8 protein-coding genes are annotated in these 13,900 nt (G+C 68.4%); 1 reads left to right on the top strand and 7 read right to left on the bottom strand.

Going from position 1 to position 13,900, the window contains the following annotated elements:
- Window position 1: 1 nt before the first annotated feature.
- The gene (locus tag ADBZ5N_RS05475; RefSeq protein ID WP_526256472.1) at window positions 2–787 is read right to left on the bottom strand and encodes an SDR family NAD(P)-dependent oxidoreductase; all 786 of its coding nucleotides are present in this window, start codon (window positions 785–787) and stop codon (window positions 2–4) included.
- Window positions 788–880: 93 nt separating this feature from the next.
- On the opposite strand from ADBZ5N_RS05475, the gene ADBZ5N_RS05480 reads away from it, so the two are divergent.
- Window positions 881–2,296, top strand: a complete 1,416-nt coding sequence (locus tag ADBZ5N_RS05480; protein WP_526256473.1) for a WS/DGAT/MGAT family O-acyltransferase — start codon at window positions 881–883, stop codon at window positions 2,294–2,296.
- Between the two features lie 4 nt (window positions 2,297–2,300).
- Here the strand turns inward: ADBZ5N_RS05480 and ADBZ5N_RS05485 are convergent, their stop codons facing one another.
- The 6 genes from ADBZ5N_RS05485 to ADBZ5N_RS05510 all read right to left on the bottom strand — a co-directional run.
- The gene (locus ADBZ5N_RS05485; protein ID WP_526256474.1) at window positions 2,301–3,548 is read right to left on the bottom strand and encodes a phthiocerol/phthiodiolone dimycocerosyl transferase family protein; all 1,248 of its coding nucleotides are present in this window, start codon (window positions 3,546–3,548) and stop codon (window positions 2,301–2,303) included.
- 30 nt (window positions 3,549–3,578) lie between these two features.
- Window positions 3,579–4,406, bottom strand: a complete 828-nt coding sequence (locus ADBZ5N_RS05490) for an ABC transporter permease (protein WP_526256475.1) — start codon at window positions 4,404–4,406, stop codon at window positions 3,579–3,581.
- Window positions 4,406–5,215: an ABC transporter permease gene (locus ADBZ5N_RS05495; protein WP_526256476.1), complete on the bottom strand. Its 810-nt coding sequence runs from the start codon at window positions 5,213–5,215 to the stop codon at window positions 4,406–4,408. The genes ADBZ5N_RS05490 and ADBZ5N_RS05495 overlap by 1 nt, the downstream gene beginning before the upstream one ends.
- Window positions 5,212–6,237, bottom strand: coding sequence for an efflux ABC transporter ATPase subunit, DrrA-related (locus ADBZ5N_RS05500; RefSeq protein WP_526256480.1), 1,026 nt, complete (start codon window positions 6,235–6,237; stop codon window positions 5,212–5,214). The genes ADBZ5N_RS05495 and ADBZ5N_RS05500 overlap by 4 nt, the downstream gene beginning before the upstream one ends.
- Window positions 6,238–6,249: 12 nt before the next feature.
- Window positions 6,250–10,656 carry a beta-ketoacyl synthase N-terminal-like domain-containing protein gene (locus ADBZ5N_RS05505; protein WP_526256481.1) on the bottom strand — a complete coding sequence of 1,469 codons (4,407 nt, stop codon included), beginning with the start codon at window positions 10,654–10,656 and terminating at the stop codon, window positions 6,250–6,252.
- Window positions 10,657–10,715: 59 nt separating this feature from the next.
- Window positions 10,716–13,900: SDR family NAD(P)-dependent oxidoreductase (locus ADBZ5N_RS05510; RefSeq protein WP_526256477.1), on the bottom strand; the 3,185-nt coding region annotated here is incomplete at its 5' end.

The following is a 13,900-nucleotide window of genomic DNA, read 5'->3' on the forward strand; positions in this document are numbered from 1 at the left end:
ATCAGCCGCGGAGCAGCCGGCCTGACAAGGCGATCACCATCCGCTTGGGAAGCAGGCGGGTGACCACCCGTGCGACGAAGGCGTTCGCGACGCCGTCGACGAAGCTGGGTTTGCGGCCGGACAGCGCGCGCATGGTGTGTTCGACGACCTGCTGCGGAGTCCGGGTGAAGGCCCGGGCTGCCGAACCGGCCGCGGCCCCCGCAGCGGCCTCCCCGGCCAGTTCGAAGAACGGGGTGTCGGTGAGGCCGGGGCAGACCGCGAGAACCCGGATGCCGTGCGTGCGCTCCTCTTCCCACAGCGCCTCGGTGAACGACAGCACGAATGCCTTCGTCGCACCGTAGACCGCCATCTTCGGTAACGGCTGGAACGCCGCGGTCGAGGCGATGTTGATGATGGCGCCCCGCCCCCTGGCCCGCATGGCGGGCAGATAGCGGGCGGTGGCGCCGACCAGCGTGCGGCAATTGAGTTCGATCGCGTCCTCCAGGCGAGCGGGATCCGAATCGGCGATGTCGGAGTGTGTCCCGAAGCCGGCGTTGTTGACCAGCACGTCGACGTCGATTCCCAACTCGGTTGTCCGCCGCCACAGGTCGGCGGCGGCGCTGGGGGCCGAGAGGTCCATCTCCACGACGGTGACGTTGACGCCGTGCGCCTGCCGTAGCTGCGCGGCGAGGTGATCGAGTTTGTCCACGCTGCGGGCGACCACCACCAGGTCGTCGCCCCGGGCCGCGAACTGCCGGGCGAACTCGGCTCCGATCCCGGTCGAAGCCCCGGTAATCAGGATCACCATTGCCCACCTCCATGCACCCGGTGATCCTAGAGGTGAATCCTGGAGGTGCTTGCGGAGAAGATCGGAGAGCGCCGAACCGATAGCATTTCCCTCGTGATACGTCCGCGGCGAATGAGCGGACTCGACGACAGCTTCCTGTCGCTGGAAACCGCGACCCAGCCGCTCCAGGTCTTCGGGGTGCTGGAACTGGATCCGGCGACGGTTCCCGGCGGTTACCGTTTCGACCGTTTCCGTGACGCCCTGTCGATTCGGCTGCGGGGTGTCCCGGAACTGCGGGAGAAGCTGGTCGACCCGCTGTTGAATCTCGACTTCCCGGTGTGGGTCGAGGACACCGATTTCGACATCGACCGGCACGTGCACCGGATCGCGGTTCCGGCCCCCGGCGGGCGGGCGGAGTTGGAGGATCTCTGCGGATACCTGGCGACGGTGCGACTCGATCACACCCGGCCGCTCTGGCATATGTGGGTCATCGAGGGCTTGGAACGCGGCCGGGTCGCCGTGATGCTGATGCTTCACCACGCCCTGTCCGACGGGGTCACCTACAGCAAACTCATGTCGCGGCTATGCAGCGCGGAGTCCGACCCGCCGCCGCCGGATCTTCTTCCGGCTGCGCCGGTTCCCAGCTCGGTGCGGATCGCGATCGACGGTCTGTTCCGGTTCCTCCGCCGGCCCTTCCGTATCGCCGGACTGCTGCCCGCGACCTTGTCCGCGGTGGTCGACAGTGCACGGCGCGCGGTGGCCGGCCGGGCGATGGCCGCTCCGTTCAGCGCTCCGCGGACTGTGCTCAACGGGAAGCTCACCGCCGATCGCAAGGTCTCCTTCGCCCGGCTCGATCTTGCCGATGTCAAGAAGGTCGCCAATCACTTCGGGGTCAAGGTCAACGATGTGGCATTGTCCCTCGTCGGCGGACAGGCTCGCCGGTTCTTCCTCGAACGTGGTGAGCTGCCGGCGAAGTCGCTCACCGCGTTGGTGCCGGTGTCGGCGCACGGACTATCCGATTCCACTGCGCACAACCAGGTCTCGGGTATCCACGCCAGGCTGCAGACACAGATCGCCGACCCCGTCGAACGGTTGCGGTATGTCGCGCAGGCCAGTGCCGTCGACAAAGAGCACAGCGCGGCGATGGGGACGCTGCTCAACGACTGGGGTGAGGTGATCGGCCCGCTTCCGCTCGGTCTGGCCAAGCGGGCATACGCGCGGCTGACCCGGTTGCGCCCGATGTACAACATCGTCGTCTCGAATGTGCCCGGTCCGCCGACGCCCTACCTGCTGGGGGCGGCGGTCCGCTCGATGTACTCCTTCGGACCGGTCATGCTCGGTGTAGGACTCAATGTCACCCTGTACTCGGCCAACGGCGTATTGCACATCGCCGTGATCTCCTGCCCGGCACTGCTACCCGACCCGCGCTCCCTGGCCGACGGATTCGCACCGGCCCTGCAGGAGCTGCTCGACCGGATCGGCGAGACACCGGGCGAATCCGACCTCAAGGCGGTGAGCCCAACGGGTTGAGCCGCTACTCGGTCACCCGGCCGTACTTGGCCGGAACCCCGACGAGGAGTTTGTGGATCTCGGCGACGTAGCGATCGAGATCCGGACCGTGGCTGTTGTAACTCACCAGCAACCGGCCGTCGTAGGTTCCGATCGAGTACATGTCCACACCGGCCGAGGTCGAGGTGAATCGCACTTCGAGGTCGTACTGCTCGACCGCAAGATCCGGCGGGGTGCGCAACGGCGGCAGTTCCCCACCGTCGGTGGCCATCACGACATCGGGCAGTCCGGGCGGATTGCCCTGGTACTCGGTTCCGAAATGCAGGAACGACTGCGCAATGACGCCGTCGGCGAGATCGGCGCGGAACGCCTCGACGATATCCCGGGCCAATTCGATGATGCTGGTGCCGGGACTGATCTGCGCCAGATACATCGCCATTCCCACCGGGTTGGTGGCCTCGGTCGCGCCGACCGGAGGGGTCAGGAAAAAGCGGAGATCGACCGGGTAAATGTAGGGGATCGGAAGGTGCGGGGTCTGGCGAATAGTCCACTCCGCCATCAGGATCGCGGCGGCGACCAACGCGTTGACGCTGATCCGCTGGTCTGCACAGATTCCAGCCAGGTCCTGGGTCTCCTGGCGGGACAACCGACACGATGCCGACGGCACCCGAACCGACTGGGGGCCGACGCGTCCCGCGTTGCGCTTGGACGCGGGCAGCTCATAGGCGAATATCGCCGGCAGGAAGCGCTCCAGGCCGAACCGCGCCAGCTTCTCGATACCTCGCTGTGCGAGCACGTCCTCCAACGCCACCGGGATGGGCTCGGCCTTCACCCGCCCCACACCGGCGCCGGCGACGATATCGGTGTACCAGCCGAACAGCTTCTCCAGCAGTGCGAACTGGTGGTGGCCGTCGGCCAGCGCATGATGGGTGTAGAGGGTGAGTTCGGAACTCTCCTGGCCGGGCTTCAGCCGCAGGTTCAGCAGCGCCACGGACTGATCGGGCTGGCGCCCATCGGCGTCGGCACCTGGTTTCTCCAGCCACATTCCCTCATGCTCGTAGTCGTCGACCATGATCTGGTGGCGGCCGTCGGCACCCTTCTCGAGATGGCCGGCATGGGCGGGGTGGGCCCGCAGCAGCATCTCGAACGCCTCCGCCATCGCGCCGGCATCCACCGGGCCACGCAGCGTAACGACGAGGCCGATGAAGTTCTCCGCTGTGGCGTAGAACTCCTCGCTCGGCGACAGATAGCGGATCGGCGTTGAGCCAAACACCTGTGTGCACCTTTCCCTTTGACACGCCGGTTACCGGTTGGTGCTCGCTCTGCGGTAACCCGCAACGATCAGCGGGAGGCACACCGCCAGGATCGCGGCGCACCAGAGCAGCGTGTTGACCAACGGCTCGAGCACCGGCCCACCCACTGACAGTCCGCGCATCGCGTCGACAGCCGATGACATCGGTTGATGGCGAACGGCCGGCTGTACCCAGTCCGGGTACATCTCCACCGGGACGAATCCCGTGCAGAATGTGGCACCCAAGATGATGACGGGCTGCATCGCCTCCACCATGACCGTCCGGGGCGAGTACAGCGCGACCACGGTGGCAATCGCAGCGAAGGCCACCCCGAAGATCACCGGGATGGCGAACCACACCAACGCACTGCCCACCCCGCTGTGGAAGCGGAACCCGAGGATCAGTCCGGTTACCAGCAGGACGAGCGTGGTGACGATCAGTCGGATGGTCTCGGCCACCACCCGGGAGAGCAGTCCCGCAGCCCGATGGATGGGCAGGGACCACAGCCTGCCCAGGAAACCGTCGAGGCGCTCGGAATTGATGCCGACCATCCCCGTGGTCGACCCGGACATCGCCGCCACCAGTGCCACCAGGGGAACGCTTCGGTAGAGGGAATTCTCCCCCGTCATCGAGGTGATCGTGTTGCCGAACACCACCTTGAGGGTGAGTAGGAACGCCACCGGCAGCAGAATCGCGTGCACGAGCGTCATCGGTGTCCGGATCGACCGGACCAGCAGACGCCGGGTGAGCACGGCGGTCTCCCGCAGCAGGCCGTTGCGCGGGGCGGCCGCCGTTTCGGCGCCGGGAGCGCCGAGGGGTGCGGTGTGAAGAATCGCCATCAGCTTCTTCGCCGATAGACCATGTAAGCCCACGGCAGCGTCACTGCCACGATGCCGACGATCCAGGCCAGCGCGGGCGCGATCGCCGACCAACTCACCGGTGCCACCCCGTCGCCGGAGTCGCCGGACAGGACGCGCAGTGCGTCGATGATCCGCGAGATCGGCTGGTTTTCGACGATCGGTTGCACCCACTCCGGGAACCGTTGCAGCGGTTGGATTCCCACGGACAGAAAGCCAAAGATGAGCTGGGGCAGCAGCAACCACTGCGCGGTCGCGGCGGGGTCGCGCGATTTGGTGCCCAGGGTGTCTCCGAGCAACGCCAGCGCCAGGCCGGTCAGCAGTGCCAGCAGGCAGAACGCCGCGGCGTAGACCCACCCGCGGTGAAACCGGAAGCCGATGATGTACCCACATGCCAGTGCCACCACCAGCCCGATCACACAGCGGTAGACCGCTGCGGTGATCCGGGCCGCCAACGGCGTCAACGGCCGGATCGGCAGGGACTGAAACCGGCGGTTGATCCCCTGCACCGAGTCGGTCGCGGCGCGAAAGGCGGTGGAGATCGACGCGAAGGCGATGGCCTGCAACACGATCAGCGGCACCAGGTACTGCGCATAACTGCTCATGCCCAGGTCGGGCCCCTTCATGACCCGGTTCAGCGGGATGTAGAGGCTGGCCGTCGCCGCCGCCGAAACAGCCACGCCCACCGCGACCTCACCGTTGCGCAGGGTGGGGGCTATCAGCCGCCGGGTCAGCACCCACCACTGCCGGAGTCCGGACGGGACCGGCAGCGCCGCGGCCGGGACCGTCACGTGAACACCTCGCCGGCAACGGTTTCAGCTTCATGGTCACCGGCGGTCGATCCGGTCAACGCGAGGAACACATCGTCCAGCGACGGCCTGCGCAGCGCGATATCGGCCAATGCGATCCCCGCGGCGTCTAACCGGTTCAAAGCGGCACCCAACGTGCTCGGGCCGTCGGGGGCGGGAATGCTCACCCGGTCCGCCCCTGGCGCGACCGCGGCCCGACTGGCCTGCGGAACGAGCGGGCCCAGTGCCGCCACGGCCGCGTACACCTCGGCCGGATCGCGCGGCACGATCTCGCAGACGGTGCCGCCGGTGCGTTCCTTGAGTTCGTCGGCGGTGCCCTGGGCGACGATGGTGCCGCGGTCGATCACCACGATCCGGTCGCTGAGCGCGTCGGCCTCCTCCAGGTACTGGGTGGTGAGCAGGGTCGCGATACCGGCGTCCTTGAAGGTGCCGACCAGTTCCCAGATCGACTGGCGGCTGCGCGGATCCAGCCCGGTGGTCGGCTCGTCGAGGAACACCACTTCAGGCCGGACCACCAGGCCGCAGGCGATGTCCACCCGTCTGCGCATACCACCGGAGTAGGTGCCGACCCGGCGCCCGGCGGCGTATTCGAGGTCGAACTCCCGCAGCAGTTCGCCGGCCCGCGCGACGGCCGCGGCTTTCGTCAGGCCCCGCAGCCGTCCGAACATCACCAGGTTCTCTTCGCCGGTGAGCATCTCGTCGAGCGCCACATGCTGGCCGGTGAGCATGATCGAGCGCCGCACCAGAGCGGCGTCGGCGACAACGTCGTGACCGGCCACCCGGGCGCGGCCCCGGTCGGGCCTGGTCAGGGTGGACAGGATCTCCACGGTGGTCGTCTTGCCCGCGCCGTTGGGGCCCAGCAGTGCGACGACCTCACCGCAGGCCACATCGAAGGAGACGTCCCGCAGTGCGTTGACCGAACCGAAGGACTTGCCGATCCCCTCGACGTGAACACCCCTGTGGTGGGCACCCCTGTCGTGCACACCCCTGTCTGGCTCTGACATCACACCTACTCGCTACTCGTCGTCGTCGAAAACCGCGGCCGACAATTCGACGAGGGTCAACGCCTCATCCTCGGCTTCGTCGTCGTCGCTGTCGGGGTCCCCTTCGAGTGCCTCACCGAGGAGTTGCATCACCGCCGCCGGGAACCGTTCGGCGAGCGCCTCTACCGTACTGCCGGTGCCGGCCGGCAGCCGCCGGCCGTCGCACCAGAAGTCCACGTGCAGCACGCCCCCGAGTCGGTAGGCGCGCAGTTCCAGCAGATGACCCAGCCCCGGAAGGGTTTCACGGACCGTCAGTTCGCTATCGCTGTCGAACTGCACCGGGGCGTCGTTGTCCTGCCACTCCGGGATCATCCCCAGGTAGGTGAACAACACGTCCGCCCTGCCGGCGGCCCCCAGCAGTCCCGCGGTCGGGGCGTGCAGATAACGCAGCAGGCCATAGCCGATCCCGTGGTGCGGAACCGCCTTCGCGATCTCGCCGACGTGGGCCAGCAGTTGCCCGCCGGGGGCATCGGTACAGGGCAGGGCGATCGGGTAGATCGTGGAGAACCAACCGATTGTTCTGCGGAAATCGGCCTCCGGCCGCAGGAACGTGCGCGCCGAACCCAGAAGGTCCACGGTGGCGACGCCCTCACCGAAGGTCTCCGGCAGACAGCGTGCGAGCGCGGCCAACAGGATCTCCTCGGTGGAGGCCTGCAGGATTCGCCGGGCGTTGTCGATATGCGCGGTCTGCTCGGCGGACAACGCAACCGGGAGCCGGATCAGATCACCGGCACCGGGCGCACCGGCGGCGGCATCCGCGGCGGCCAATCGAAGCGTCCCGGACTTCTCGGTGTCGATCCAGTGTTGCAGCCGATCCAGCACCGCCGGATGCGATGCCAGCGCCGTACAGCGTTGTGACCATTCCCGCCAGGTCGTGGTCGCCGGTTCCAGGGTGATATCGCTGCCGGCCAGCCGCTGCCCGAACGCCATCAGCAGATCCGTCACCAACACCTCGCGTGAGGTCGGATCATCGACCATCCCGTGCACGGTGAGCACCAGGAATCGCGGTTGGTCCCCGGAACCGACGACATATGTCGCGGTGAGCGGCGAGCTGTCCAGGCCCAGTCCCGCGAGTGCGCCGGAGACGATGGCCTGCAAGGCTTCCCGTTCCCGCGGCGTGCCCGGGCCGGCGTCGGCGGGCAGTGCCTGTTCGGCGAGGTCGGTGAATTCACCGGTGGCGCCGATCTGCTGCTCGCAGACACCGGACCGGTCCACCAGCCGGATCCGCAGCGCGTCGTGGTGATTGACCACCGCGGTCAGGACGGCGCGGACGTCACCGGCGCTCACCCGGGAGTCCAGCCGCAACACCAAGGGCACCCGCCAGCGGCCCGGATCGGCCAGCCCGCCGTCGAGGAGACGCAGGATATTGGGCGGCACAGGAAGATTCAGATCAGTGGTGTCCTGGCTCGCCAGGTTGCCCGCGGTAAGCCGTACCGCCAAGGTGCCGGCCAGGGCGGCCAGGGTGTTGTGGTCGTAGAGATCCTGCGGAGTGAGCTCCACACCTTCGTGTGATGCCGTCATCGCCACGCCGATCGCCACCAGCGAGTCACCGCCGAGTTCGAAGAAGTTGTCGCCGGGGGACACCGACTCCACGCCCAGGCACTGCGACCAGATTCGCTGCAGGGTGGCCTGCATCTGCGCGCCCGCGTCCGGCGCGCCGGCGGACTGTCCGCCGGCCGACGCGGCGGCAGCAGCCACCGCGCCGTCCTGGAACTGCCCACCGGGTTTACGTACCGCCGTGAGGTCCGGCTCGATCCAATAGCGCTGGCGCGCAAAGGCATAGCCGGGCAAGGTGACCCGCCGCGGATGTTCGCCGTACAGCGGCGTCCAGTCCACCTCGACCCCGGCGGACCACAACTGGCCCAGCGCGAGAAGAAAGACCTCCCGGTCATCCCGGGTCTGAACGGGGTGGCGCATCAGCCGGATCGCCCGGTGGGACTCCGCCCACCCCGGCATGCGCAGCGCCGACCCGGTCAGGCTGCCACCGGGCCCCACCTCGAGGACCACCCGGTGCGGATCGGCGAGCAGCGTCTCGAGTTCGTCGGCGAAACGCACGGTCGAGCGGATGTGCTGGGCCCAGCGATTGGGGTCGGTGGCCTCCTCGTCGGTCATCCAGGTGCCGGTCATATTGGACAGCATCGGGATTCGCGGCGGATGCAGGGTCAGCGTCGACAGGTACTCGGCGAACGGGGCGAGCACCGAATCCATCGACTGGGAATGGAAGCCATGCGAAGTGCGGACCCGCCGGGCCAGGACGCCGGCCGCGCCGAGACGGGTGGTGAGATCGCGGATGGCCTGATCGGGGCCGGCGAGCACGCAACTGCCGAACTCGTTGACCGCGGCCAGGTCGACCTCGGCCCTCAGGTGCTCGGCGATGTCATCGGGGTTCGCCGCCACCGCCACCATGGCGCCCGCCGGTGCGGCGTGCATCAGACGTGCCCGGGTCGAGACGACCTTGATCGCGGTCTCCAGATCGAAAACGCCCGCCACGGTTGCGGCGACGAGTTCACCGATACTGTGACCGGCCAACGCGGCCGGGGTGACCCCGTAGGACAGGACCAACTGCGCCAGCGCGTATTCGACCGCGAAGAGCGCCGGCTGGGCCAGGTCGGTGGATTCCAACCCCTCGCTTCGCTCCTGCCCGCCGGGGCCGAACACCTCGGCCTTGAGGTCGATGCCGAGTTCCTCGGCGAATCCGGCGGCACACCGATCGAAGGTCTCCCGGAACACCGGTTCGGCGTCGTAGAGATCCTGGGCCATCCCGGGATGCTGGGCTCCCTGCCCGGGGAACAGGAACGCCACCCGCTCAGCACCCGGCTTACCCTCCGGCGGGCAGTGGCTCACCGAGACTCGTGGATTCTCGGCGGCGGTCAGCACGGCGCAGGCGTCGGCGCGGTCGGTCACGACGGCTGCCATGCGGATCTCGTGGGGCCGGCGGGCGGCGAGGGTGAACGCCACGTCGGACAGCAGCAGATCGGTGTCGCGGGCGAGTTCGGCGGCCAGCGCAGCTCGGGCTTCCTGCAGCGACTCGTCGGTCTTGGCGGACAGCAGCAGCACCTGCGGTCCGGTCGGCACCGCGACGGGGGGCGGGGTCTGCGGGGCCTCTTCGACGATGACGTGCGCGTTGGTGCCGCCGACCCCGAAGGAACTCACACCGGCCCGGCGCGGGCCGTCGGACTCCCACGGGGTGAAGGACTTCGCGACGACGAACGGCGTGTTCTGCAGGTGCAGTTCGGGATTGGGCGCGGTGTAATGCACCGTCGGCGGGATGGCCTTGTTCTTCAGGGACAGGATCGTCTTGACAAGTCCGGTGACCCCCGACGCGGCGTCGAGATGGCCGATATTGGACTTCACCGATCCCAGCACGCAGGGTCCCGAGCGCGGCAGATCGGAGACCTCGAAAGCCTTTCGCAGGGCTTCGATTTCGATCGGATCACCCAGCGGGGTGCCGGTCCCGTGGGTCTCCACGAACCCGATGCTCGAGGAGTCGACGTCGGCGACGGCGTGCGCCTCGGCGATGACCTCCGCCTGGCCGGCGACAGCCGGGGCGGCGTAGGTGACCTTCACCGAGCCGTCGTTGTTGATCGCCGAGCCGCGGATGACGGCGTGAATGCGGTCGCCGTCCTGCAGCGCCGCTCGCAACGGTTTGAGGATCAGCGCAGCCACTCCGCTGCCGAAGATGGTCCCGTCGGACCGGACGTCGAACGGCCGGCAGTGCCCAGACGGGGACACCATGGCACCCGGTTCGAAGGTGTAGCCGACCCGATGCGGCACCCGGATCGCCGAGGCGCCGGCCAGCGCCATATCGCATTCGCCGGTCTGCAGGCTCTGGCAGGCCAGGTGTACGGCCACCAGCGATGAGGAGCAGGCGGTCTGCACCGACAGGCTGGGTCCGCGCAGGTTCAACTCGTGCGAGGTCCGCGTCGCCAGATAGTCCTTGTCGTTGAGCAGCACCAGGTTGAACATCTCGACGGTGATGCCCTCGCCGACAAGCTTTCTGACGTCGCGGTGCGACATCAGGTTGTCCATCAGGTAGCCGCTGGCGGTGCTGCTGGCGAAAACGCCGACCAGCCCGTCGAAGCCGGCGGGGTCGTAGCCGGAGTCCTCGAAGGCATGCCAGGCGGTCTGCAGGAACAGCCGCTGCTGGGGGTCCATCATCCGCGCGGTGTACGGGTTCATTCCAAAGAAGTCCGCGTCGAACTCCTCGATGCCGTTGAGCATGGCCGCACGCCGGACGTAGGCCGGATTGGCCAGCGTCTCGGCGCTGACCCCTTCGGCGGTGAGAGCCTCCTCGGACAACGTGGCAACAGACTCCTCCCCGCGGCGCAGGTTGTCCCAGAACTGGCTCAGCGAGTCGGCACCGGGGAACTTGCCGGCCATGCCGATGACCGCTATCGCATTTGGTGGGAAATCGGTCACCGCTTCACCTGTGTCGGTGGTCAAACCACGTGTCCCTTCCGTCTGCTCACCTGTGAACCCTGGCGGAGCCGGGCCCGTTGCTGGGCGCGCGCACCGAGGCCCGATCGCGCCGCCGCCGGGGCTTGATCCGCCGGCGGGTAACCCATCCGCTCCAGCAGCGCATCGGTCAGCGCTGAAACGGTCGGATATTCGTAGATCAGTGCCGCCGGCAGGCCGATGCCGAGGCCGGCGGCGAGGCGGCGCTGGAGGGTGACGCTCATCAGCGAATCCATCCCGAGTTGGAAGAATCCGGCTTGCGAATCGAGCACCTGGCCGGCCGGCAGTCCCATCACGGCGGACGCCGTGGCGGCCAGGTGGTCGGCCAACAGTTCGCGGCGCCGTTCCGGTGGGCACTCGCGCAGCTCCCTGGCGAACTCGCTCTCCGGAGCATCCGCGCCGGCGGCGTCCGCCTGTGCCAACACGTCATCGACGATGCGCAGCGCCCCGCGGGTGCGGTAGGCAGCGGCCAGCAGCGGCCAGTCGGCGTCGACGACGACCGTCTGCGCCGGCGCGCCGGGACCCATCACCAGCGGCAGCGCCTGAATGGCGACCGCGTCTTCCATCGGCACCAGACCGGCACTGGACATCACATCGCCGGCCTCAGTCTGCAAGTCCGACAACGACTTCCACAATCCCCAGTTCACCACTGTGGCCGGTAGACCCAGATTGCGCCGGGCCTGGGTGAAGGTGTCCAAGAAGGCGCTGGTCGCGGTGTAGTGGGCCAGCCAGCGTGAGCCGAGCAGACCCGAGATCGACGAGAACAGCACGAAATGGCGCAGATCCGTCCGCAGCGACAGCGTGTGGAGAACGCCGAGAGCGTCCAGTTTGGGGGCGAACATGGTGGTGACGTCCTCGTCGGTCATATCGGCCAGCGTCACCGGACCGCCGGCGAAAGCGGCTAGATAGACACCCTCGAGCGGGGGAAGGTCGCCGCCGAACCGGTCGAACAGCGCGGCCATCGCCTTCTCGTCGGTGACGTCGGCAGCCGCCACGACCAGTGTGGTACCCCTCTCGGAGAGTTCGCGGACCAATTCGCTCAACTTCTCGCCCGGGTTGCGCGACACCGCGACGATCGTTCCGGCGCCCATCCCGGCGAGTTGCCGGATGAGCGAGGGGCCGATGTGCCCGGTGGCGCCGATGACGAGATGGCTGCTGCCGATGGACAGTTCAGTGCCGGCTGCCCCGGCGCCGCACTGGTGCAGGCGTGGTACATGCCGTACACCGGCTCGGTAGACCACCTGGTCCTCACCGTCACCGGCGGCCGCCTCGTCGCGGACACGGCCGGCGGCCAGCACCGCCGGCATCGACTCGTCGACATCGATGACACCGCCCCAGATCTCCGGATGCTCGAGAGCCAGCGTGCGGCCCAGACCCCAGAGGACGGCATGCACCGGATTGGCCCGGTCACCGTCGACGACGGGCTGGGCGTTACGGGTCAGGAAGAACAGCGTGGGCGGTGACGGCAGCGCGACGAGTTCGGTGGCTATCCGCCGCACCTCGTTGAACAGTCGGTACGCCGCCGCCACGTCGATCGAGGAGCCGCCGGCCGGCGGCACGAAGAGCACGTGCTGCGCGACGTCGAGTGGGCCGGCGCCGAGTTCGCCCGCCAGCACGTCGTCCCCGAGCACCGCCCACGAGCCGGCGCTTCCGGCCGGATCGGCCGGCAGCGGACGGTCGACCCAGGCGTTCTCGTACAACCAGTTCGCCGGCACCGGGCTGTCCTCCGCGACCGGCGTCCGTCGCGCACTGCGACGGGGACCGCCCGCCCGCAACGCCGGTGCGAAGTCCAGCAGGTGCCGGGTGTGCCGCCACGGGGTGCGGGGTAGCGGGGGGTGCGGCTCGGGCGGGTGTTCGCCGAGCGGGGGCGCGACGGTGAAGGTCGCGTTCAGTGCGGTGTGGAACGCGATGGTGTCGTTGGCGTCACGCTGCAGGGTGCCCAGGCTGTGGTGATGGCTGTTGCCGATATCCGGGTCGGTCAGGGTGTCCGAGATCGCCTTGGTGAGCAACGGGTGCGGGCTGATCTCGATGAAGGTGGCGTGGGTGGCGCCGGCGGCGGCGATCGCGTCGCTGAACCGGACCGGGTTACGCAGGTTGGCCGCCCAGTGCTCGGCGTCCAATTGTGGTGCGTCCCCGGCACTTTCCACGGTGGAGATGAGCGGAACGACCGGGAAGCCGGGCTCCAGATCAGCCAGCGCGGCAGTCAGCTCCGGCAGGATCGGGTCCATCATGGCGTGGTGGGAGGCCACGTCGACGTTCACCCGGCGGGCGAAGATGTTCTGCGAGCCGGCCCGGGCGACCACGGCCTCGACTGCCTCGACGGGTCCCGCCACCACCGTCTGGCGCGGTGAGGCGTACACCGCCACCGTCACCTCCGGGAAGTCGGCGATCAACGTCGCGGTGGCGTCTGCGCCGAGTTCGATCAGGGCGATCGCGCCGGTGGCGGCGCTGCGGGACATCAGCTGTGATCGCGTGGCGATCACCCGGAAACCCTCGGCCGGGGTCAGCGCTCCGGCGACCACCGCCGCGGTCACCTCGCCCATCGAATGGCCGATCACCGCATCGGGCTCGACCCGGTAGGCGCGCCACAGCGCGGTCAGTGCCAACTGGACGCCCACCAGCACGGGCTGGATCTGCTCGATGGCGGTCAGTTCCGCACTGCTTTCCAACACGTCGTGCAGCGAGAAACCGACCTCGGCGCGGAAATCCGGCTCCAGGGCCGCGACCGCTTCGGCGAAGGCCGGCTCATCGGCGAGCAATTGCCGGCCCATCCCCGCCCACTGCGATCCCTGACCTGAGTAGACGAACACCACGCCCGGTTCGCAGGCGCCCGGGTGCGGGCCGACCACTCCCGGTGCGTCCTGTGCGGCTGCCAGCGCGCGCAAGCCGGACACCGCATCATCGCGTTGCGCGGCGCAGACCGTGGCGAACAACGACTGATGCGTCCGGTGGTAATTGAGGGTGTGCGCGATGTCGGCGAGCGGCACATCTGCCCCGGCGCCGGTCATCCAGTCGGCCAGCATCGCGGCCATCCCCGCGAGACGTTCGGGGCTCTTCCCGCTGACCACCAGCGTGGTCACCGCCGGTGAGGGCGTCGGCAGGCGCGCCGGGATCGGCGGAGCCTGCTGAAGAATCAGATGCGCGTTAGTGCCGCCGAAACCGAAGGACG

Source organism: Mycobacterium sp. (assembly GCF_044370595.1).
Classification (GTDB): Bacteria; Actinomycetota; Actinomycetes; order Mycobacteriales; family Mycobacteriaceae; genus Mycobacterium.

Coding starts and splice junctions, on each gene's coding strand:
- ADBZ5N_RS05505 (WP_526256481.1), bottom strand. CDS start 10,656: ATGGCCGGCAAGTTCCCCGGTGCCGACTCGCTGAGCCAGTTCTGGGAC.
- ADBZ5N_RS05490 (WP_526256475.1), bottom strand. CDS start 4,406: ATGGCGATTCTTCACACCGCACCCCTCGGCGCTCCCGGCGCCGAAACG.
- ADBZ5N_RS05475 (WP_526256472.1), bottom strand. CDS start 787: ATGGTGATCCTGATTACCGGGGCTTCGACCGGGATCGGAGCCGAGTTC.
- ADBZ5N_RS05500 (WP_526256480.1), bottom strand. CDS start 6,237: ATGTCAGAGCCAGACAGGGGTGTGCACGACAGGGGTGCCCACCACAGG.